Below are 21172 nucleotides of genomic sequence, written 5' to 3'. Positions count from 1 at the left end.
CTTCAATCCCATAACAGAATTTGCAGGTTCGACTTGACCGGAACGGTCAGCCCATTCGTGCCACTCACCGGCGTTTGCGTGCCGCGCAACGGGTCGTACAGGGTGGCGCTGGTGAGGTTGGGCAAGTGTGCGTTACCGCCCTGGGCCGACCAGAAAAACCACAGCTTGTGGCCATCGGCGCGGGTCCAGCCGATGCTGAACAGGCCGTCGGGCAATTGGTCGGCAGTGGGCGGGTCGCCGGGCGTGAGTTGTGGCCCACTCACGTCGAGGAAATTCTTCAAGGCGGTGTAGACCGGCTTGGGGTTGGCGTCGATGTCGAGTAAACCGTAAGACTGGTCGCGCACGCTGGCGCGTTGATCCAGGTCGCTCAGGGTGAACAGGAAGATCTTGTCGAAATCCATCGCGCTCATCAGCGCCACGCGGCGCACCACGTAATCGGCCTGGCCCTGCAAGGTAATGAGGTCCTGGGCGTCTTTCGGCCCTGGGTAGGTCGACCAGCCCCATTCGGTGCTCCACAGGGTTTTTACACCGCCGGCACGCAGGGTCTGGTTGAGCGCGGTGGTCTTGGCGATAAAGTCCAGGTTCGCCGGGTCGTTGCCTTCGGGCAGTTGGGTGTAAGGGTGATAGGAAATGACCGTGTTCAAGCTCGTCACACCCAGCGCGCCGAGGGCCGCGAGCATGGTCTGGCCGTTGGGCATTTCGCTGAAGAACGCCATGCCGGCAGCCACCACGGGTTTGTTCGCATCAACAGTTCGCAATGCCGCGGCGGTGGCGGTCAACAGGCTGGCGTAGCCTGCCGGGTCAGCTGCCGGGCGCCAAAACCCCAGCAAGTTGGGCTCATTCCAGACCTGCCAGGCATCCACGCTGGGGTAGCGTTGCGACAGCAGTGCCATGCGGTTGGCGAAGACGTTCGGGTCCTTGGGCGGATACTGGTCCTGATACGGCGCGCCGGCTGGTGCGGTGGTGATGAAGGGCGCCGAGCCCACCAGGTAGAACACCGATTTGAGCTGGTTGGCTTGCAGGTTGCCCACCAACTGATCAAGGGTTGCGATCTGATACTGGCCCTCTGCTGGTTCCAGTTGATCCCAATGCAAATCCAGGCGTACCCATTGCAGGCCCAAGGCCTTGAGGCGGTCGATCTGCAACTGATACAGCGTGGGGCTGAACCAAAGGAACTGCGCGTTCACCCCCAGGAAGTCCTTCCACACCACCACCTTGTTGCCCTTGAGGACATGGTTCTCGGCGTCGGCCTGGCGCCCCCACATAAAGGCAGTCAGGCCGAGTGCGGCAACCACCGCGAGGATAGCGAGATAAGCCCGTTTACGCGCCATAAGGGGCTCCCGCAATCGCCTGCTCGAAAAGTAGCTTGAACTTCTGCGCGGTCAACGGCCACAGGCGTTCACGCCCAATTTCCCCGGCACGCTCGGCCCATTCGCGCGCCAATGTCGGTGCGCGCGCCAGGCGCAAGAGTTGTTCGCTCAACGCTGTCACATCGCCTTGGGGATAGATCGCGCCATTGCCGCTGGCGACTTCTTCGGCAAACGCCCGCGCATCCGACGTAATAGCCCCGCGCCCACATGCGGCGGCCCAGGACAGTGCGCCGCTGGTGCCGCGTTGGCGCCCGAGCAGGCCGAGCTTCTTCGACTCGCGGTACGGCAGCACCATCACATGGTGCGCCTGGATGGTTTGGGCAATCTCGCTGGCCGGCAAGTTCAGCCGCCAGTCGATGGAGCCCGCCAGGCCGAGTTCGGCGATCTGGCTGTTCAACTGCTCCAGGTAGTTGCCGCACGCGCCAAACGCCATTTCGGCGGCCGTGCCACCGGCCAGGGTCAGGCGCACACGGTCACGCAATTCGGGGGCGTGCTTGAAGACATCGGCCAGGGCCTGCAACAGGTCTTCAATGCCTTTGCCACGGTAGATAAAGCCGAAATACAGCAGGTGCAAAGTGTCCAGGGGCGGCAAGGGCACCGGTGCAATTGCCAGGTTGGCGTGGTTGATAACTGCCACTTTGCCAGCCGGCAGGTGCATACGCTGGCTCAGGCAATCGGCGCCGAGGCGGGTGAGGGTAATCAGCCGCGTCAGGCCTTGGGCAACATGGCGTTCTTCGCGCAAGGTGATTGGATCGGCCAGCACCACGGCCGCCTGCGGCAATGGGCTGGGCAAACGTTGCAGCAGGTTCAGCGGGAAGGGCAGGTGCTCGCGCCGCCACACCATGCGTTCCGGATCATGCACGGTGGCGGTCAGCGGCAGCCTGGGGTAAGCCTTGCGCAACTCGCGCAGGGCCAGGAACTCCCCAAGCCGGCCGCCACCCAGTTCGGCGTGGACCAGGTCCACGCTGTGCCAGTCGAATGCGGCGATAGCCTGCTTGATTGCTTCGGTAGTGCCTTCCGCGCCGCTCAACGGTGTCGCCACCGTCACGCCCAGCTGTTCCAATGCCGTCTTGAAATGGTTCGCATAGTCGGCGATCCCATTTTTTTCCGGTGGCAAAGGCGCAAGCAAGGCGATGCGCATCAGAACGCTCCCCGGTACTTGGCGATCGTTTTAAGCACCTTGGCCGGCACTTCAAATTTGCGTCGGTTGATGATGATGCCATCCACCTTGCCGAACGCTGTGTTGAGGATCGACAGGGCGTGTTCCACCACCGGCACCGTGCTTTTCTGCGCTTCCACCACCAAGGCGATCAAGTCGGCACGGCGCAGGTTGATAAAGGCATCGCGGTTATCCAGCAGCGCTGAGGCATCCAGCAGCACCAGTTCGCCAGGTGCAGCAGGTTCCACGCCGCCGACCCGCACGGCAATGCCGTTTTCCTGCAGCAATTGGCGCAGTTGCTCGACCACGAAGGTCACCCCTTCACCATGACGTGCCGAGGTCAGCCCCAGAGTCATGCCTCGCTCGGCAATACGGTCCAACTGCAGTAACCCATACAGCCGGTAAATACTCGCATTGAACGCGTTGGTACTTTGCGCAGTGCTCGTGTCCAGCTCCGGCAACGTGGTCCACAGTGGCAGACCGAACTTGCGCTCCACCAGGCCGCCGTCGTGAATACGCTGGTCCAGCAGGTAGCACAGGTAAATCACCAGCAAGCCGACAACGATGGCAAACGGAATCGCCAGTAGCAGCATCACCAGGGTTTTTGGGAAGATGCGGCCCGGGTTCAGGGTGGCTTCTTCGATCACCGCAATATTGCTGATCTGGCTCTTGTCCAGTTCACGGTCGATGCGTGATTTTTCCAGGTTGTCCACGTACAGCGCGTAGTTGCGTTCGGTAGCGCTTAGCTCGCGCGCGAGACGCGCCAGTTCCGGTTCGATCTCCATGGCATCTTTGCGTTGGGCTTCGAGGTTCACCAGTTGTTTTTGCTGCTGTACAAGCTGGGTGCGCAGCGCCAGGTTGTTGCTCGACTCGTCCAGCAGCACGCGCTGCAGGTGGATTTCCAGGGTGTTAGGCGCACGGTTTTCGGAGGATTGCACCGTGTTGCTTTCACTGGCGACCTGGGCTTGCATCGCACGAATCGACGCATCCAGGGCTTTGACCGGCGGCGCGTTGTCGGTGTAGGTGCGCATCATGTCGGCTTTTTCCAGCAGCTTCTGGTTCAGCAGGCGACGCAAATCCTGCTGCTGCGGGTTCAGCGCGATCTGGCGTACGGTGGTGACTTCCTTGGGTTGGGATTTCAGTTGATCGCGTGTGCTCTGCAGCGCACTGTCGGACGAGGCGATCAGGCGGGTGGTGTTGAAGGTCTCGCCGCGCAGCACGTTGATGCGTTCGGACAAGTCTTCCAGGCGATCGGTGATGCTCGCCGCGCCGATCTCATTCAAGTGCTTGAGGATCTGCTCTTTATAGCTCTTGATCTCGGTGGCGCTGGTGTTCACCTGGCCTTCATAGAACGCGTACAGGCTCTTGCGACCCAGCGCCTGGGTACGTTCGGTGATATAGGTCTCGATCCAGTCCTTGACCACGGCCTGGGCAATTTCCGGGTCGCCCCACCTGAAGCTGATATCCATCACCGTGGAACCTGCGGCGTGGCTGACCTCAAAGTTCTTTTCCAGGCTCGCGGCCAGGCGCTCCACCGGCGTGGTTTTTTCCACAATGCCTACGGTTTCGAGTACCACGCGAATGCCATCGAACACCGCACCCACGCCGGCCTTGACGTAGTGCTTGGTGCGCTTCCAGAAGCCTTCGGGTGGCGGCGCGTTTTCGATAAGTTCCAGATAATGCTCGGCGACGGTGCGCACGATCGGGCGCCCGGTCAGCAAGCGCTCCTCGTCGACAATCGGGTCGCGCTGGGTGCTGGGCATCACCAGCGCCTGGCGGTTGCTGATCTCGATCGGCAAGGTTGAATCACGCCCCGGCTTGACCAGCAGGCGAGCGGTGGATTCGTACTTGGCCGGCAGCAAAAATGCACCCAGCAGGATGATCACCAGCGCCGCGATGGCGGCCAGTTTGAACTCTTGCCGGAAGATGAAGAACAGGCGCAGAAGATCACGAAAAGAACGGATCTCGATCATGGGATGTCGCTCCTTTAGTTACTGGAACTGCTGCTGGTTCGCGTGTAGTTGTAGCCAACCCCGATCGACTTGGTGAACGGGATCAGTTGGTTCAAGTAGGTGTCCACCCCTTGGATACGCTCGCCCACGTTGGATTTAGGCACGAACACCACATCCCCGCGTTGCAGGCGCACCGATTTACGCCCGTTGGGGCCGGGTTTGAGGTATTGGCTGAAATCCAGGAAATAGGCGTGATAGGCGCCCTGGGCGTCTTCACGCAGCAGTGCAACCATGCTCGCATCGCCCGAGGGGTTCACCCCGCCAGCACCGACAATGGCTTGCTCCAGGGTGTTGGCCGTGCCGATCTGCACCGCAGTCGGGTTATTCACCGCGCCGCCGACGATCACCGAGTTAGCCGGTGCCTGGTTGATGTTCACCGTCACCCGTGGCTCGCGGTACACCGGCGCCAGCTTTTTGGTCAGCTCGCTGGCCAGTTCCGAGGGTTGGCGACCGGCTACCTGGATCGGGCCCAGGAACGGATAGTTGATCTTGCCGTCCGTTTGCACCGTGTACAGCGTCAGCTCATAGATCGTGCTGACGTTGAACGCGGACAAGGTCGGCATCTCCCCGGCATCCCGTACGATACGCAGTTGGTCGCCGACGCGGATACGCTCTACGGCCACTGGTAGCTGTGCAAGCTGGTCGAGGGCGCGCTTGCCGTCTTCGATGGTCTTGTCGTCCGGAGGGACGATGCGTGCGGGTGTATTGCAGGCGGCCAACGCCATCATGGCCAGGACGAGCAAGGTTCTTTTCATCAAGGGGGACTTCCTGTGGGTCATGATGCTCACCTCCAATAACCGGGGAACATGCTGATGCGCCGCTTGAGGGCGAGGGGGAGCCGGCGTTCCAGATGGCCCAGCCGATAGCCGAGCAACTTGAACGCGCTGCGCACCAGTACTTCGGGTACGCGGTGCAATGCACCGGCTGCGCGCAAGGCCGCGAGCTCAGCCAGTACATAGCGTTTACCTTCACCGCCAGCGTCGCCAAAGGCCTGGCGAATCCACGGCTCGCGACCGTAGAACACGCCAATGTCGAAGTAGCGGTGAAACTCATCCATGAGTCGGTAATCGTGGGAGTGATACACCCGCGCGGTGGCGGCGTAGCGCACGGTGTAGCCCTGGAGGAGCATGCGCGCAGCGACGTAGGCGTCTTCGCTGCCGATCACATCGGCGGGGAAGCCGCCGACTGCCTGCAATGCGCTGCGTCGGTATACGCAAAACGAATCAGAGCTGAAGCAGGTCTTGATGCCCAACTGCGGTGCATCGGCCATGCTCTTGCTGCGACTCTGGGCCGGGTAGTTGAAATGCCGCGACTGCGCGCCCAGCACACCGGCGCCGGGGTGTGGCAATTGCCGGCCGTACGCCACGCCGCTGCGCGGGTCTTGCTGCAATTCGTCAAGCAGGTTGGCAAAGGTCTCGGGGCTGTCGGGGATCGCGTCCTGGGTCATCATGATCAGCGCATCACCGTCCACCTGTTCACTGGCCCAGCGGCGCGTGCCGCCGTGGTTGAAGTCTCGGGCGTCGATCACCTCGACCCGGGCGCCGAAGTCGCGAAACCGTGCCACGGTGTCATCGCTGGAGGCGCTGTCGACTACCAGCATCTCGTCCGGTTGCAGGGTCTGCATTTTCAGCGCAGGCAGCAGCCGCGCCAGGTGACTGGACGCGTTGCGGGTCGGGATGATCAACGAGGTGCGCATGTCACTTTTTCACTTCTGCGGGTGCACGCCCATAGATGTCATCAAAACGCACGATGTCGTCTTCGCCCAGGTACTCGCCGCTTTGCACCTCGATCATCACCAGGTCGATGATGCCGGGGTTGGTCAGGCGGTGCTTGTGCCCGGCCGGAATGTAGGTGGACTCGTTGGCATTGATCAGAAATTCGCGGTCGCCATTGGTGATCTGTGCGGCGCCGCTGACCACCACCCAGTGCTCGCTGCGGTGATGGTGCATTTGCAACGACAGCGACGCCTGGGGCTTGACCACGATGCGCTTGATCTTGAACCGGCTGCTTTCCTCCAGCACGGTGTAGGTGCCCCACGGCCGCGTGACGGTGCGGTGCAGGCTGTACGCCGGATGATTCTGACGCTTGAGTTCCGCGACAATAAAGCGCACGTCCTGGCTGCGGTGGGCGTCGGCGATCAGCAGCGCATCGGGGGTGTCGACGATGATCAGGTCGTGTATGCCCACGGCGCCCAATACGCGCTTGGGCGAGTCGATGTAGCAGTTGTGCACGTCATGCAAAATCGCTTCACCGTTGACCTGGTTGCCATGCGCATCGCTGGGCGTGAGTTGGCGCAGCGCCTCCCAGGAACCGATGTCGCTCCAGCCAATGTCGCAGGGCACGACGGCGACTTGCTTGGACTTCTCCATTAACGCCACGTCGATGGATATATCCGGCGCGCTGCCGAAAGCGTCAGGGTCCAGTTCACGCTGGCGCGAGGTTTTGTTTTGCAGGTCATGGCTGTGTTCCAGTGCCGCTTTGGCCGCTGTCAGCACGTCGGGGGCGTGGGCGGCGAGTTCGTCCACCAGGGTGCTGGCCTTGAAGCAGAACATGCCGGCGTTCCACAGGTGCTTGCCGCCGTCGAGGTAGCCTTGCGCGGTGGCCAGGTCAGGTTTCTCGACAAAGCGTTTGACCCGGAAGCCGTCGCCCAGTGCTTCGCCTTTTTCGATGTAGCCGAAACCGGTTTCCGGGTGGTCGGGCTTGATGCCGAAGGTGACCAGGTAGCCGGCTTCGGCCAGGTCGCGGGCTTGGGTGACCGCTTCGGCGAACGCGACCTCATTGAGAATCAAATGGTCGGCGGGCATCACCAGCAACTGCGCCTGATCGCCGAAATGCTCTTGCACGTGCAGCGCCGCCACAGCGATGGCCGCCGCCGTGTTGCGGCCGAATGGTTCCAGCAACAGGTCCAGGGGCAGGTGGGCCTTGTTGACCACGCGGTAGTCATCCAGGGTGCGAAACAGCAGGTCGCGGTTGGTCACCGTGAGCACGCTTTCCACGCCGGGCAGTTTAGCGGCGCGCTGGAAAGTTTTTTGCAACAGGCTCTGGCCATCGCGCATGCGCATGAAAGGCTTGGGCATGTTCTGCCGGGAGACCGGCCACAGCCGTGTGCCCGAACCACCGGAAATGATGCAGGGAATTAATCCGTTGAGGGTATTCATCAATAGACTTCCTTGGTGGAGAGGACGGCCGGGACCGTCATGAAGACGATGTACAAGTCAAACCACACCGACCACTTGGAGATGTACTCCAGGTCGTACTCGACACGTTTCTGGATCTTGATCAGGGTATCGGTTTCACCCCGGTAGCCGTTGATCTGCGCCCAGCCGGTGATGCCCGGCTTGACCCGATGCCGCGAACTGTACTCGCTCACCGCGACTTCGAACGGAATACCCGCGGCCTTGGTTGCTGTGGCGTGGGGACGCGGGCCGACCATGGACATATTGCCCAGCAGCACATTGAACAACTGCGGCAGCTCGTCGATGCTGGTCTTGCGAATGATGCGGCCCACACGTGTGATGCGCGGGTCTTTGCGGGTGGTCTGTTGCTCGGCGGTGAAGTCACTCTGGTCGGTGAACATCGAGCGGAACTTGAACACGCGAATCTCGTTGTCGTTGTAGCCGAACCGGTTCTGGCGAAACAGCACCGGGCCCTTGGAGTCGAGCTTGATTGCGATCGCCGTCAGCAGCATCACCGGCGACAGCGCCACCAAGGCCAGGCTGGCCAGCAGCAAGTCTTCACAGCGCTTGATGAACGGCGACCAGCCGCGCAGCGGTAACTGCGAGGTGTTGAACATCAAAATGCCGCCCACGTCGGTGATGCGGCTGTGGCCATAGCGCAAGGCGGCCATGTCGGGCACCAGCATCACGTTCACCGACATCTGGCGCAGGCGATTGACCAGCCCGTGGATGCGTTTTTCGGCGGCCCAGGGCAGGCAGATCATCACTTGGTTGACCTGTTCGGCACGGATCAGCTTTTCCAGGTCGCGGGTATTGCCCAGTAGGGGCAGGTGGCTCAATTCCTTGGGAATGCGCTCGGTACGGTCGTCGATGAAACCGATCAGGCCGGAACGGATATCGCCATTGCGTTGCAGGTGGTCGGCGACGTGCACGGCCGTGTCAGTGAAGCCCAGGATCACCGTGCGTTGCAGGTATTTGCCTTTACGCATCAGGTTGCGATACAGGCGCAGCATCACCAGGCGCTCAAGGCAGAACAGCCCGAGGCTGGCGAAGTACCAGGCCACCAGGTTGCGCGGAGTCAATTGCGGGAAAAACTGCAGGATCTGGTACATGAACAGCAAGATGCAGAACGCGGAGGACCAGGCCACGATGCTGGTCCGCAGGCGCAGACGATTGCTGAACAACTCTTCTGAATAGATCCCCAGTGCATGGAAAAGAATCACGCTCAGCACTGCAAAAAACAGCAGCAGGCCGAGGAAATGGGGGCGCAATTGGGGGGCCATTGTGTCGAAGAAAAATACCAGGACCAGCGGTGGCAAGATAGCAGTCAGGCCGTGTACCAATTTGACGAAAACCACAAAAAACTCAACAAAACCCGCACGGGTTAGAAACAGGCTTACGACTGACGACTTTTCTCGCATAAAAACATCCCTCATTGCACTCCAGGCTTTCTGTTCGCTGCTTTTGAGGGCAGGCGAACGATGGCAACTCTGGGTAAAACGCAAGCCTTTCTCTTCCAAAACGAAGGAAATGCGTGGGGGCAGTGGCTAAAGGAGTTTTCCGGTTATTGGCTTTGTCAGTGAGAGAAAACGCCTTTTTTCTGACCTTGTCAATAAGTTGACTTTTTTCGGATGGGCTACCGTAGACACCTTGTTTAGTCTTTTTGTGTGTCATTTTATTGACCTTCCTTGTCGATTCACTCGGTCCTAGGGTGTGATTTTGAGTGTAGAAACAAATGTGAGAATTTTCCTGCCGGGCGGGAAAACCTTTTTTGAATGGAGGTAGGAAAGAGGGACAAGGAGGGTTTTGAAAGGCGGCCCAAGTGCCCTGAAAATGGCGTTCGAGCGGGTATGAGCGGCCTTTCAAACGCACGCGTAAAAATCGTGTGCCTTGTTATAAAGTTGTCCAAAAGGCAGCTGGCGCCGACCACGGCATTTTTATTAAAAAAGTATCAGCGCAATTTTTTGTTTGTATCCATTTGACTACTTTACCGGTCGCGCTCTCGGGCGGATGACGTGGAAGAAATGATCGACTTCACGCATTCAGCCATTTCTTTGAGCGCTACGTGTAGCGCCAAGCCCCATTAATGGGCCGGGCGCTGATGTCGCGTCCAGCGGGGCAGGGTAGGTCAGCGCAGCCGTGCAGCGGCGCGTGCCACAACCTCGGCACGTACCCGATGCGACTCCGCTGTGCGCTTGTTGGCTTCCTCCAGAACGTGCTTGGGGGCGGTTTCCGGGCTGCCCGCGTCGAAGGGTGGCGCCGGTGCGTATTCGATCTGTAGTTGCACCCGTTGCGCGACGTCCTCGCTGTACAACTCGGCGGCCAGCGTCAGGGCAAAGTCGATCCCGGCGGTGATGCCGCCACCGGTAAACAGGTTACCGTCACGCACCACTCGCGCCTGCACCGGGATCGCGCCGAGCGGAGCGAGCAGGTCGTGGTAAGCCCAATGCGTGGTGGCCTTGCGACCGCGCAGCAAACCCGCCGCGCCGAGTACCAGCGAACCGGTGCATACCGACGTCACGTAGCGCGCGGTCTGTGCCTGGTCCTTGAGGAAGTCCAGGGTGTGCGGGTCCTCCATCAGCGCGCCGACACCGGCTCCGCCGGGCACGCAAATCACGTCCAGGCGCGGGCAATCGGCATAGGTCATGGTCGGGGTGAACACCAGCCCGGTGCTGGAAGTGACCGGCGCCAGGTCTTTCCACAGCAGGTGCAACTCCACATCCGGCAGCGAGCCCAGCACGTCATAGGGACCGGTGAGGTCCAGTTGCTGGATACCGGGAAACAAGAGAAAACCGATCTGCAAGGTCATGAGTGAAGCTCCGATTACGGGGGAGGTAGACGGCTTCACTCTAGAGGCCTAGGCTTTGGCGTATACGCCATTAAGCCCACCAATTACGCCAACCATGACTCGAATAATCCATGTACTCGCTTTTGATAACGCACAGGTACTCGACGTGACCGGGCCGTTGCAGGTGTTCGCCTCGACCAACGACCTGGCGCGTCAGCGCGGTTTGCCGTTGCCTTACGCGGCCTCGGTGATCGCCGCGCAGACGACGCCGGTGATTACCTCGGCTGGCTTGGCGCTGTTGGCCGAGCCTCTGCCCGCAGCCGACACGCCGTGCGACACATTGGTGATCGCCGGTGGCTGGGGTGTGTACGGTGCCGCCGAAGACGCCGAGTTGGTGGGTTGGGTGAAGCAAAAAGCCCAGCACACCCGGCGCATGACCTCGGTATGCACCGGCGCTTTTTTGCTGGCCGCCAGCGGCTTGCTCGATGGCTGTCGGGTGGCCACCCACTGGACTCGCTGTGACGAACTGGCGCGCAAATACCCTTTGCTGACGGTGGAGTCCAACCCGATTTTCATCCAGCAAGGCGCGGTGTGGACCTCTGCCGGTGTAACGGCCGGCATCGACCTGTGCCTGGCCCTGGTGGAGGAAGACCTCGGCCGGGCCGTTGCCCTGGAAGTGGCGCGGCATCTGGTGGTGTTTCTCAAGCGTCCGGGTGGCCAATCCCAATTCAGCGCGGCCTTGTCCCTGCAAAAAGGTGACAGTCGCTTCGCCGATTTGCACGTCTGGATCGCCGAAAACCTCAGCCTCGATCTGAACATTCCCACACTGGCGGCCCAGGCGGGTATGAGCGAACGCAGTTTTGTACGCCACTATCGCGCTGAAACCGGGCAAACCCCGGCGCGTGCGGTCGAGTTGATACGCGTTGACGCCGCGCGCCGGCAGTTGGCCGACAGCACAGCCTCGATCAAACGCATCGCCGTGCAGTGTGGTTTCGGTTGCGAGGAGACCCTGCGACGCAGTTTTCTGCGGGCCCTGGACGTCACACCCCAGGCCTATCGCGAGCGCTTCTGCCAACCGGCCTGAATGAAAACGTACCGGTTTGAACCCAGGTGATGTGTTATTGCACCGCCTTCAGCGCCGGCGCTTTCAGAAGATGAAATGATTCGTTTCGCCCAGGCGGGCAGGGCAGGGTAACGTCTTCAGTGTCAGGGTCGCGGCTGCAAGCTGACGTCACGTCCGATCAAGTAATTCGCAAATCGCTGCAAGGGTCGCCTGCGGTGCTTCCTGAGGAATATTGTGACCGACGCCGGGCAAGACTTCGCGCCGATAAACGCCGGTGAAATGTTCCACATCTTCATCCTCTACCGGGGCCGGGCCCACGCCATCATCGGCGCCGCACAACGAAATGCTCGGTACCGAAATCGGCGGCTGCAGCGCCAGGGCCCGCTCGATGAGCTCCAGCGTCGGGTCGCCGGGGACGTACATGAAACGATGGCGGTAGGAGTGAATCACCACCTCGACAAAATCCGGGTTATCAAACGACGGCGCGGTCTGGCCATATAGAGCCGGACCTTCGGCCCAGGTCGGTGACCACAGCTGCCACAATAACTCACAGAGCTCACGACGATTGGCGGTCAGACCGTCTACGCCGCGCGGGGTGTGAAAGTAGAACTGGTACCACAGCCTATGCTCAGTCTGCGGTGTGCTCGGCGTGTGCGACTGGGCGATATCCTGAATGTTATAGCCATCCCCGGTCACCAACCCACGCACCCGCTCCGGCCACAGCGCCGCGACGATACAGGCGGCGCGCCCACCCCAGTCATAGCCCGCCAGGGTCGCGCGCTGGATAGACAGCGCATCCATGAAATCCAGCAGGTCCTTGGCCAACGCCGCCTGTTGGCCGGAACGCATCACCTGCTCATCGATAAACCGAGTCGGGCCATAGCCACGCAGGTAGGGCACTAACACCCGGCATCCGCGCTCGGCCAGGGCCGGCGCAATGTCATCGTAGCCGCGTGGGTCGTAGGGGAAACCATGCAACAGGATAACCGGCTCACCGTCGTCGGGGCCGTGGGCTTCATAGGCCACATCGAGCATGGAAGTGCGCACGTAAAGTAGCGGGGCGGATGTGTTCATGATGCGCTCGAACGAGGTGGCCGAAGGTGCTGGAACTCTAGCCGATACCGAATGACGATGCGGCATGTACTTGAGGGCAATAGTCTTGCTCGCCGGGATGGGTAGCCAGCAGGCCGGCGTTTTTCAGCACCGGCTGGGGTTCCCTGGCGGCGTCCCGGTCAGGGTTGCCAGACGGTCTTCTCCCCGCTGAGTTTGCGGTCCAGAAAGGTCGCTGCGCTGATCAGCGCCAAGTGGCTCAGCGCCTGGGGCGTATTGCCCAGATGCCGGGCCTGGCTGTCGAACTCCTCGGCGTACAAACCCAGGGGGTTGGCGTAGCGCAGCAGTTGTTCGAATTCCAGGTGGGCTTTTTCGACTTGACCGGCCCGCGCCAGGCACTCGACGTACCAGAACGAGCAGGCGGCGAACGCGCCTTCGGTGCCTTGCAAACCGTCGATCTGGCTGTCGTCGTTGCGGTAGCGATAAACCATGCCGTCGCGCACCAGGCTTTTCTGGATCGCCTCCAGTGTCGACAGCCAGCGGGGGTCAGTGGCCGCGACGAAGCGCACCAGCGGCATCAGCAACATCGAGCCATCGAGGGCGGTGCTGCCGATATGTTGCACGAAGTGCCCGCGCTCTTCATTCCAGAAGTTGCTCCAGATATCGGCATAAATCGCTTGCCGTGTCTGGTCCCAGCGTGCGAACGGGGCGGGCAGCGAGCGCTTGGAGGCCAGGCGGATTGCGCGGTCCAGCGCCACCCAGCACATCAGGCGTGAGTGCAGGAAGTGATGCTGCTCGCCGCGCATTTCCCAGATGCCGACGTCCTTCTGATTCCAGATTTCGCAAACCTGGTCGGCGACTTCCACCGTGTGTTTCCAGCCTTCGTGGGAGATGGCTTCACCGTATTTGTTAACCAGGTACACCGCGTCCATCAGCTCGCCGTAGATATCCAGCTGGATCTGGTCGAAGGCCTCATTGCCGACGCGCACAGGCTTGGCGCCGCCATGCCCGCTGAAGTGGTCCAGCTCGGTTTCCGGCAGTTCCTGGCGACCGTCAATGCCATAGAGGATGTTGATTTTGGTCGGCTGGCCGCAGCAGTCACTGACCCGGCCTTTGAGCCAGCGCATGTAGCTGTTGGCTTCCTCGATAAAGCCCAGGCGCATGAACGCGTAGACGGTGAACGAGGCGTCGCGGATCCACGTGTAGCGGTAGTCCCAGTTGCGTTCGCCGCCGGGTGTTTCCGGCAGGCCGAAAGTGGCGGCGGCGATGATGGCGCCGTGTTTGCGTGAGGTCAGCAGCTTGAGGGCCAGGGCCGAGCGATTGACCATTTCGCGCCAGCGCCCGCGGTAATTCGACTGCGCGATCCAGCCGCGCCAGAACTTCAAAGTGCGCTCCAGGTAGAGGTCGGTACAGTGGTTGGTCACGCGCGGATCGTCCTCGCCGCCCAATACAAATTCGGCGCCTTCTTCCTGGGTCAGGGTAAAGCTGGCGACTGCCGAATGATCGTCGAGGCTTAACGGGTGGCTGCCGACCAGGCGCAGGCCAGGCTGGCCGTCGGCAGTGAACAGCACGCCGCCCTTGTCGGCCGCGGCGTGCGTTGCCGAGCGGGCATAGTCATGACGCACGGTGCAGCGCAGATGGATCGTGGCCTTGCCGCTGACAACACGCACCCGGCGGATCAACAGTGGCAGGTCGTCGATTTCTTCGGTGACCGCCAGCAGGTCGGTGATTTCCACCACCGCTTCATCACTCAGCCACCGGGTTTGCAGCACGTTGGTGTCGGGCAGGTAGATTTGCTCGCGGCGGGCGTTGGGCAGGTCGGGAGTGAGCTGGAAAGCCCCGGCCTCAGGTGTGTCCAGCAGCGAGCAAAAGATCGACGGGCTGTCGAATTCCGGCCAGCAGAAAAAGTCGATACTGCCGGTGTCATTGACCAGCGCTGCACTGCGCATATCACCGATGATGCCGTGGGCATCAATCGCGCTTTGGGGTTCGTTCTTGAAATCAACCATTGCCACGAAACTCCGGATAAAGGCTCATGCCGCCATCGATGAACAGGGTGCTGCCGACCACGTAATCGGAGGCGTCACTCGCCAGCCAGACCACCGCATTGGCCACGTCCTCCACGTCGCCGACCCGGCCATAAGGAATCAGCTTCAATAACTCCTTTTGCGCCGCGCCTTCCGTGGCCGCACGGTTGATCGCCGTACGAATCGCACCCGGTGCAATGCCATTGATCCGTATGCGCTGCTCGCTGACTTCCTGGGCAAGGGTACGCATCAGCATCTCGACCCCGCCTTTAGAGGCCGCGTAATTCACGTGCCCGGCCCACGGGATGATTTGATGCACCGAACTCATGTGAATGATCTTGCCGGCCGCTCGCGACACGCCTTCGCGCACGCCTTGGCGATTGAAGATACGCACGGCGGCGCGGGCGCACAGGAACTGGCCGGTGAGGTTCACGCCGATCACGGTGTTCCAGTCGTCGAGGGTCATGTCCACCAGATTGGCGTCTTTTTGCAAACCGGAGTTGGCGACCAGAATGTCCAGGTGGCCGAAGGCGTCGAGGGTCTGGGCGAACAGGCGTTCCACGTCGGCCTCTTTTGACACATCACCACCGATGGCCACCGCTCGGCCGCCGTCGGCGTTGATCTGAGCGGCGAGGGCTTCGGCGGGTGCCGCCTGGGAATTGTAATTGAGCACCACGGCCGCCCCGGCTTCAGCCAGGGCCTTGGCGGCGCCAGCACCAATGCCGGAACTGGCGCCGGTGACCAGGGCCACTTGTTGTTGCAATGAAATCTGCATCGCCCACCCACCGTTTTATGAGAGTCCTTTCTGCTGACTGACGCGACGGGGCACAAGTTCACCCGGCACCTGCACGCCGGGAATCAATTGCCCCACTTAATAGGAAGCATTACTATTCACGCCCCGCCTCCCCAGTGCTCTCGCGATGATTCCTCAGCCGCCCCGCAGAACAGGCTTTTTCGAGCATTACGAAGAGTTGATCGGAACCTGGACACGTCGCCTGAAAAACCGTCAGCAGGCCGAAGATCTGGCCCACGACACTTTCGTGCGGGTGCTCGAGTCGCGTTCGACCGAGGTTGAGCAACCGCGCGCTTATCTGCATCAAACAGCGCGCAATATCGCCGTAGACGCTTACCGCCGCGAAGACCGCCGTGAAGCGCTGGCGCTGGAAACCTTTGATCAGCGTTCGCCTCACAGCGGCGACCCGGAGCATTTCATGCACGCGATCCAGTTGGCGGACTCCATCGAGCGGGCCTTGGCCGAGTTGCCCGTCAACTGCCGCAGGATTTTCATCTGGCAGAAGATCGAGGGTCTCACCCAGCAGGAAATCGCCGTACGCCTGGGGCTTTCAAAAAACATGGTGGAAAAGTATATGATCCGCACCCTGCGGCATCTGCGTGACCGCCTGGATGCGATGGCCCCATGACCCGCCTTGAAACAGGATCTTCCATGATGGATAACCGTTCTCGCGACGAAGCCGCGCAATGGTTTGTACGCCTGCAAGACGCCGAGTTGAGCGTCGAAGAGCGCCAACGTTTCGACGCCTGGCGCAATGAGTGCCCGGAGCACCAATACGAATTTGACCTGCTGCAAGGCGTGTGGAGCGCCACCGACCTGTTGCCCAAGGCCCGTTTGCAGGCCCTGTGCGATGAGCCGGTCGAGCGCCCCGAGCGCCGGGCAATCTTGCGTTATGGTATCGCCGCCAGCGTGGTCGCCGCTGCCTTGGGGTTGGGACTATTCAGCGCGCTTGATCACACCAAACCCTACAGCGCCGAGTTCAGCACTCGCCTGGGCGAGCATCGCCAGGTGGCCTTGCCCGACGGTTCGATGATGGACCTCAACAGCCGAAGCGTCGTCGCGGTGTACTACGAAAAGGGCCGGCGCGGTGTCGAACTGAAACAGGGCGAAGCCATGTTCAGCGTCGAACATGACACCCGCCGTCCCTTTATTGTCGCTGCCGGGGCCGGGCGGGTGACGGTCACCGGCACGCGTTTTGATGTGCGCCGCGATGACGACCAGACCCGCGTGGTGGTCGAGGCCGGTACGGTCAAGGTACAGGGGCGCTCGTCGGATCAAATCGTCACGCTTACGGCGGGGCGGGGCACGCATGTTGATCCTCGAGGGCAAGTTGCAGCGGCGTATGCGGTGAATGCCGATGAGCTGACGGCCTGGCGCACCGGCAAGTTGGTGTTCAACAACGCCACCCTCGGCGAAGTGGTGCGGGAGGTATCGCGCTACCGCGAGCAACCGTTGCGGGTCAATACCGCTGCGGTCAGCAACCTGCGCCTGACCAGCGTGTTCAAGTCCAGCGACACCGACGCCTTGCTCAAAGCCTTGCCGCACATCCTGCCCGTCGCGGTGCGCGCCTTGCCGGATGGCAGTCAGGAAATTATTTCACGCTGAGATTCAGGTTTTTTTCGAGTTCTACGTCTTCTTCTGCAACTGCAACTGGTTTGCATTAACAGTCGCGCACTCTTGCGATCACAGGACTAGGTTCGACGTGAAAAAACTCGCCGTGTACAACAATAAAGTGAGCAACACTAAAATCGCCTGCTGGGCTCCACTCGCCCTGGCACTGGCTGTCAGCGCCGCGTTGCCTGCAGCCTACGCTGCCGATGGCATCCATATTCGGGCCCAGCCGTTGGGCGCAGCCTTGAGCCAGCTGGGCCAGCAAACGTCCCTGCAAGTGTTTTTCAGCCCCGAGATGGTTGCGGGCAAACAAGCCCCTGCGGTAGATGGCAATGTCTCGCCCGAACAAGCACTGGGCCAATTGCTGCACGGCAGCGGCCTGGATTATCAGATGGACGCGGGCTCCGTGACCCTGCGCCCGCAGAGCAACGGCACCGGGGAAGCCGGCTCGCCGCTGGAGTTGGGCGTCACCGACATCAAGGTGGTCGGCGACTGGTTGGGCGACGCCAATGCCGAAGTGGTGCAGAACCACCCCGGCGCGCGGACGGTCATCCGCCGCGAAGCAATGGTGGAGCAGGGCGCGATGAACGTCGGTGACGTATTGCGCCGCGTGCCTGGCGTACAGGTGCAGGAAGCCAACGGCACCGGCGGCAGCGACATTTCCCTGAACGTAGGCGTTCGCGGCCTGACCTCGCGCCTGTCGCCACGCTCCACCGTACTGATCGATGGCGTGCCGGCGGCATTCGCCCCGTATGGCCAGCCACAACTGTCGATGGCACCGATTTCCGCCGGCAACCTGGACAGCATCGACGTGGTGCGCGGGGCCGGCTCCGTGCGTTATGGGCCACAGAACGTCGGCGGTGTGATCAACTTCGTGACCCGCGCCATCCCGGAAAAATTCTCCGGCGACGTCGGCACCACCCTGGAAACTTCGGCCCACGGCGGTTGGAAACACATTGAAAACGCCTTCGTCGGCGGCACCGCGGACAACGGTATCGGCGCAGCGCTGCTGTATTCCGGGGTCAAGGGTGATGGCTATCGCAGCAGTAACAACAGCAACGACATCGACGATGTGATCTTCAAGACCCACTGGGCACCGACCGATCAAGACGATTTCTCGCTGAACTTCCACTACTACGACGCCAGCGCCGATATGCCCGGTGGCCTGACCCAGCAGCAGTTCCGCGCCAACCCGTACCAGTCGGTGCGTGACTGGGACAGCTTCAGCGGCCGGCGCAAGGACGTGTCCTTCAAGTACATCCGTCAGATCGACGACCGTACCCAGGCCGAAGTGCTGACTTACTATTCCGACAGTTTCCGCGGCAGCAACATCGCCAACCGCGACCTGAAGACCATCAGCTCCTACCCGCGCACCTACTACACCTTCGGCATCGAGCCACGGGTGTCCCACGTGTTCGACGTGGGGCCGAGCACCCAGGAAGTCAGTCTGGGTTATCGCTACCTCAAGGAAGGCATGCACGAGCAGGCCAGCAGCCTCAACCTGGTCAACAACGTACCGACGCCGGGCGGCCAGAACGACGGGCACGTCTACCAGGACCGCACCGGCGGCACCGAGGCCAACGCCTTCTATATCGATAACAAAATCGATATCGGCAAGTGGACCATTACCCCGGGCATTCGCTTCGAATACATCAAGACCACTTGGCACGACCGCCCGGTAGTCGCCTTGAACGGTGTGCGCACCCAGGAGAAAAATCGCGAGGTCAGCAACAACGAGCCGCTGCCGGCCCTGAGCGTGATGTACCACGTCTCCGACGCCTGGAAACTGTTCGCCAACTACGAAACGTCCTTCGGTAGCCTGCAATACTTCCAACTCGGGCAGGGCGGTAACGGTGACCAGACCGCCAACGGCCTGAACCCGGAAAAAGCCAAGACCTACGAAATCGGTACGCGCTACAACGACAGCGTCTGGGGCGGCGAAGTGACGCTGTTCTACATCGACTTCTCGGATGAGCTGCAATACGTCAGCAATGACGTGGGCTGGACCAATCTGGGTGCCACCAAACACCAGGGTATCGAAACCTCGGCCCACTATGACCTGTCGCACCTGGACCCACGCCTCGACGGCCTGACCGCCAGCGCCGGTTTCACCTACACCAAGGCCACCTCCGAAGGCGATGTACCGTTCAAGGGCCGCGACCTGCCGCTGTACTCTCGTGAAGTGGCGACACTGGGCCTGCGTTACGACATCAACCACTGGACCCATAACCTGGACGTCTATGCCCAGTCCGGTCAACGCGCGCCAGGCACCGGCACCACTTACATTACCCAAGGCACCGCCGATGGCCAATACGGGGATATCGCGGGTTATGTGTCGGTTAACGTGCGCAGCGGGTATGACTTCGGTGCGCAACTGTCGAACCTTAAACTGGGTGTGGGTGTGAAAAACGTCTTCGACCAGCAGCACTACACACGCTCCAGTGACAACAATTCCGGCTTGTACCTTGGCGAGCCGCGTACGTTCTTCGTACAGGCAAGCGTCGGGTTCTGACCGGCCGTTGAAATGAAACATCGCAGCTCACGGGCTGCGATTTTTTTGCCTGTTTACCCAGCGGCTACCCACTTGCGTACGGCCTGCGCAGGAACTGTTTTCGCGCGTTTGCCACACAGCCTATAACCAGAGGATTTGATCGTACTGGTCGCTTTTCAGACGCTGAGCCAGGGCCCAGACATGACTTCAACTTTGTTTCAATCCGGCCAATCCGCTGGCCGTGGCGCCTTCCACTGCCGGCATATCCTTGCTCGCTCAACATCGGTAAACGTGGACGGGGCATCAGCAGCGCTGCGCAAGGTGCACGCCACCGAAGCGCTGCGAGTGAAAGCCTTTGTGGGCCAGCGCAAATTCCAGGCCCCAGTCGCCGATGATTTTATCCGTGGCCTGCTTGCGCCGGGGCATGCAAGCCAGCCGGATGCCAAGGGGTTGAGGCAAGCCCATTGCATGTGGGCCGCGCTGACCAATGGCCTCGCCGCCTGGTGGCGTGGGCAAAGGCCAGCTTTAACCGGCGTCTCAGGGTCTTTTTACATGCTGTTATGGGTATTCGCCCGTTGACCGGAACTATTGCACGCCACTAACCACATATCCGCTGCTTGCTGCCCAGGCATCAATTCGATGATTGGGGGCACCTTGATGGTGACTTTCAGGCAAGTACAGATCTGCAACAGGTGGGAGATGACGTATGAAGATTGATGGTGCAATACCGTGCGGGCAGCCAACGACGATGGGCGGGCCAGAGGCCCGTTGGGTTTCGCCGCCACCCGTTTTTCATCCACCTTGCGGGGCGCAATACGCAACGCCGGATTTGCCGGTACGACGGCCTGCGTTGTTGCGCGCAGGCCTGTCTTCGCTGCGCCACCAGACGCTGCAGAATGCACCCACTGCTCGCGCGAACACCACACCTCCCGGTCCGACCTCGACGGATAGCCAATTGGCGGGCGAGTTGGAGAGACACTTTGGCGACCTGCATGCGTTCTTGAAAGAAGGTCGCTTGACGCAGTCGTCGCTGCGCCAGATCGCAGCGCAAGCGTTGACGGGAGAGTAATGTGCGGGACCGTATGATTCTGGTGATCAGGGAAATTCTCAATCGCCCGTCGCTGAACGACGCGATCATCGATTGCACGGGGTATATCACCCGCGACAGCTTGAACGCCGCCGCCGCCGCATTACGGGGCAACAGCTCCTCCAGCGCCTTCAGCCAGGACCCTTTTCATGGCCAGGGCAACACCGAGGTCGTGCAGGCTTTACAAGGCTATTTCAAACCATTGAGGGACACGTCCAAAGACCGCACGGTGTTTTTTGAAACCGTTGAATATTTGGACATTGCACTGCTTGAAACCGTGATGAATGACCCCGACGACACCGATTCACGGGGCATGCCCATTCTGGAGGCCGCCACTGGGTTACCCAGGAAGAAGTACAGCGAACACTGCGTGTACACGGCAAAAAACATCATTGAGCGCCCGGGTTTACTGCGCTCATTGGAGCGCGCCAATAACACGCGTATGTTTGGTCGCCCCAGGCACGAGGGATGGCTTTGCAACAAAAGCCTGGAGCGCTGGCTGGAGCAGTACGCGACACACAAAGCCAGGTAACCCCCTGGCCTTG

The 21172-nt window shown here is 61.0% G+C and carries 18 protein-coding genes; 7 read left to right on the top strand and 11 right to left on the bottom strand.

Annotated features, from left to right (window positions below):
• Positions 1-2: 2 nt before the first annotated feature.
• The 8 genes from ACI77D_RS25680 to inhA all read right to left on the bottom strand — a co-directional run bounded on the left by ACI77D_RS25680 (position 3) and on the right by inhA (position 10526).
• The gene (locus tag ACI77D_RS25680) at positions 3-1331 is read right to left on the bottom strand and encodes a beta-xylosidase (protein WP_407017725.1); all 1329 of its coding nucleotides are present in this window, start codon (positions 1329-1331) and stop codon (positions 3-5) included.
• Positions 1321-2511: a glycosyltransferase gene (locus tag ACI77D_RS25675; protein WP_407017724.1), complete on the bottom strand. Its 1191-nt coding sequence runs from the start codon at positions 2509-2511 to the stop codon at positions 1321-1323. The genes ACI77D_RS25680 and ACI77D_RS25675 overlap by 11 nt, the downstream gene beginning before the upstream one ends.
• Entirely contained in the window at positions 2511-4502 is a 1992-nt protein-coding gene (locus tag ACI77D_RS25670) for an exopolysaccharide transport family protein (RefSeq protein ID WP_259762779.1), read from the bottom strand. Before ACI77D_RS25670 ends, ACI77D_RS25675 begins: the two co-directional genes overlap by 1 nt.
• A 14-nt stretch (positions 4503-4516) precedes the next feature.
• Positions 4517-5296 (bottom strand): polysaccharide biosynthesis/export family protein, encoded by a 780-nt coding sequence (locus tag ACI77D_RS25665; RefSeq protein WP_064451724.1) that lies wholly within the window; start codon positions 5294-5296, stop codon positions 4517-4519.
• A 29-nt stretch (positions 5297-5325) separates the two neighbouring features.
• Entirely contained in the window at positions 5326-6237 is a 912-nt protein-coding gene (locus tag ACI77D_RS25660) for a glycosyltransferase family 2 protein (protein ID WP_407017723.1), read from the bottom strand.
• A 1-nt stretch (position 6238) separates the two neighbouring features.
• A complete protein-coding gene (locus ACI77D_RS25655) occupies positions 6239-7699 on the bottom strand; it encodes a mannose-1-phosphate guanylyltransferase/mannose-6-phosphate isomerase (RefSeq protein ID WP_064451726.1) in 1461 nt (486 codons plus the stop codon).
• Positions 7699-9138 carry an undecaprenyl-phosphate glucose phosphotransferase gene (locus ACI77D_RS25650; RefSeq protein ID WP_407017722.1) on the bottom strand — a complete coding sequence of 480 codons (1440 nt, stop codon included), beginning with the start codon at positions 9136-9138 and terminating at the stop codon, positions 7699-7701. Before ACI77D_RS25650 ends, ACI77D_RS25655 begins: the two co-directional genes overlap by 1 nt.
• Positions 9139-9845: 707 nt before the next feature.
• Positions 9846-10526: an isonitrile hydratase gene (gene inhA, locus ACI77D_RS25645; protein ID WP_262667487.1), complete on the bottom strand. Its 681-nt coding sequence runs from the start codon at positions 10524-10526 to the stop codon at positions 9846-9848.
• Between the two features lie 94 nt (positions 10527-10620).
• On the opposite strand from inhA, the gene ACI77D_RS25640 reads away from it, so the two are divergent.
• Positions 10621-11589 carry a GlxA family transcriptional regulator gene (locus tag ACI77D_RS25640; protein WP_064451729.1) on the top strand — a complete coding sequence of 323 codons (969 nt, stop codon included), beginning with the start codon at positions 10621-10623 and terminating at the stop codon, positions 11587-11589.
• 147 nt (positions 11590-11736) lie between these two features.
• Here the strand turns inward: ACI77D_RS25640 and ACI77D_RS25635 are convergent, their stop codons facing one another.
• The 3 genes from ACI77D_RS25635 to ACI77D_RS25625 form a co-directional block, all read right to left on the bottom strand.
• Positions 11737-12642 (bottom strand): alpha/beta fold hydrolase, encoded by a 906-nt coding sequence (locus ACI77D_RS25635; RefSeq protein ID WP_407017721.1) that lies wholly within the window; start codon positions 12640-12642, stop codon positions 11737-11739.
• Positions 12643-12800: 158 nt separating this feature from the next.
• The gene (locus ACI77D_RS25630) at positions 12801-14627 is read right to left on the bottom strand and encodes a glycoside hydrolase family 15 protein (RefSeq protein ID WP_407017720.1); all 1827 of its coding nucleotides are present in this window, start codon (positions 14625-14627) and stop codon (positions 12801-12803) included.
• Positions 14620-15420, bottom strand: a complete 801-nt coding sequence (locus tag ACI77D_RS25625) for a glucose 1-dehydrogenase (RefSeq protein ID WP_064451732.1) — start codon at positions 15418-15420, stop codon at positions 14620-14622. Before ACI77D_RS25625 ends, ACI77D_RS25630 begins: the two co-directional genes overlap by 8 nt.
• Positions 15421-15565: 145 nt before the next feature.
• Here ACI77D_RS25625 and ACI77D_RS25620 point away from each other — a divergent pair, with 145 nt between their 5' ends.
• From ACI77D_RS25620 to ACI77D_RS25595, 6 genes are all read left to right on the top strand, one after another.
• Positions 15566-16066 carry a sigma-70 family RNA polymerase sigma factor gene (locus ACI77D_RS25620; protein WP_064451733.1) on the top strand — a complete coding sequence of 167 codons (501 nt, stop codon included), beginning with the start codon at positions 15566-15568 and terminating at the stop codon, positions 16064-16066.
• Positions 16067-16089: 23 nt separating this feature from the next.
• Positions 16090-17043: a FecR family protein gene (locus ACI77D_RS25615; RefSeq protein ID WP_407017719.1), complete on the top strand. Its 954-nt coding sequence runs from the start codon at positions 16090-16092 to the stop codon at positions 17041-17043.
• A 97-nt stretch (positions 17044-17140) separates the two neighbouring features.
• Positions 17141-19561, top strand: coding sequence for a TonB-dependent siderophore receptor (locus ACI77D_RS25610; RefSeq protein WP_407017718.1), 2421 nt, complete (start codon positions 17141-17143; stop codon positions 19559-19561).
• Positions 19562-19741: 180 nt separating this feature from the next.
• On the top strand, positions 19742-20119 hold the full coding sequence (locus ACI77D_RS25605; RefSeq protein ID WP_237140896.1) for a hypothetical protein: 378 nt from the start codon (positions 19742-19744) through the stop codon (positions 20117-20119).
• Between the two features lie 127 nt (positions 20120-20246).
• Positions 20247-20609: a hypothetical protein gene (locus ACI77D_RS25600; RefSeq protein ID WP_407017717.1), complete on the top strand. Its 363-nt coding sequence runs from the start codon at positions 20247-20249 to the stop codon at positions 20607-20609.
• A gap of 1 nt (position 20610) precedes the next feature.
• The gene (locus tag ACI77D_RS25595; RefSeq protein ID WP_064451735.1) at positions 20611-21159 is read left to right on the top strand and encodes a hypothetical protein; all 549 of its coding nucleotides are present in this window, start codon (positions 20611-20613) and stop codon (positions 21157-21159) included.
• Positions 21160-21172: the final 13 nt, after the last annotated feature.

The organism is Pseudomonas sp. O39 (genome assembly GCF_045447295.1).
GTDB classification, from domain to species: domain Bacteria; phylum Pseudomonadota; class Gammaproteobacteria; order Pseudomonadales; family Pseudomonadaceae; genus Aquipseudomonas; species Aquipseudomonas antarctica_A.
Note: the sequence above shows the minus strand (reverse complement) of the source record. Positions and strands in the feature narration are given on the sequence as shown.

What these genes read in the sequence shown, in the direction of transcription:
- ACI77D_RS25655 (WP_064451726.1), bottom strand. Translation starts at nt 7,699, where the DNA reads ATGAATACCCTCAACGGATTAATTCCCTGCATCATTTCCGGTGGTTCG.
- ACI77D_RS25650 (WP_407017722.1), bottom strand. Translation starts at nt 9,138, where the DNA reads ATGCGAGAAAAGTCGTCAGTCGTAAGCCTGTTTCTAACCCGTGCGGGT.
- ACI77D_RS25600 (WP_407017717.1), top strand. Translation starts at nt 20,247, where the DNA reads ATGAAGATTGATGGTGCAATACCGTGCGGGCAGCCAACGACGATGGGC.
- ACI77D_RS25625 (WP_064451732.1), bottom strand. Translation starts at nt 15,420, where the DNA reads ATGCAGATTTCATTGCAACAACAAGTGGCCCTGGTCACCGGCGCCAGT.
- ACI77D_RS25675 (WP_407017724.1), bottom strand. Translation starts at nt 2,511, where the DNA reads ATGCGCATCGCCTTGCTTGCGCCTTTGCCACCGGAAAAAAATGGGATC.
- ACI77D_RS25660 (WP_407017723.1), bottom strand. Translation starts at nt 6,237, where the DNA reads ATGCGCACCTCGTTGATCATCCCGACCCGCAACGCGTCCAGTCACCTG.
- ACI77D_RS25635 (WP_407017721.1), bottom strand. Translation starts at nt 12,642, where the DNA reads ATGAACACATCCGCCCCGCTACTTTACGTGCGCACTTCCATGCTCGAT.
- ACI77D_RS25630 (WP_407017720.1), bottom strand. Translation starts at nt 14,627, where the DNA reads ATGGTTGATTTCAAGAACGAACCCCAAAGCGCGATTGATGCCCACGGC.
- inhA (WP_262667487.1), bottom strand. Translation starts at nt 10,526, where the DNA reads ATGACCTTGCAGATCGGTTTTCTCTTGTTTCCCGGTATCCAGCAACTG.
- ACI77D_RS25665 (WP_064451724.1), bottom strand. Translation starts at nt 5,296, where the DNA reads ATGAAAAGAACCTTGCTCGTCCTGGCCATGATGGCGTTGGCCGCCTGC.
- ACI77D_RS25680 (WP_407017725.1), bottom strand. Translation starts at nt 1,331, where the DNA reads ATGGCGCGTAAACGGGCTTATCTCGCTATCCTCGCGGTGGTTGCCGCA.
- ACI77D_RS25605 (WP_237140896.1), top strand. Translation starts at nt 19,742, where the DNA reads ATGACTTCAACTTTGTTTCAATCCGGCCAATCCGCTGGCCGTGGCGCC.
- ACI77D_RS25620 (WP_064451733.1), top strand. Translation starts at nt 15,566, where the DNA reads ATGATTCCTCAGCCGCCCCGCAGAACAGGCTTTTTCGAGCATTACGAA.
- ACI77D_RS25615 (WP_407017719.1), top strand. Translation starts at nt 16,090, where the DNA reads ATGATGGATAACCGTTCTCGCGACGAAGCCGCGCAATGGTTTGTACGC.
- ACI77D_RS25640 (WP_064451729.1), top strand. Translation starts at nt 10,621, where the DNA reads ATGACTCGAATAATCCATGTACTCGCTTTTGATAACGCACAGGTACTC.
- ACI77D_RS25670 (WP_259762779.1), bottom strand. Translation starts at nt 4,502, where the DNA reads ATGATCGAGATCCGTTCTTTTCGTGATCTTCTGCGCCTGTTCTTCATC.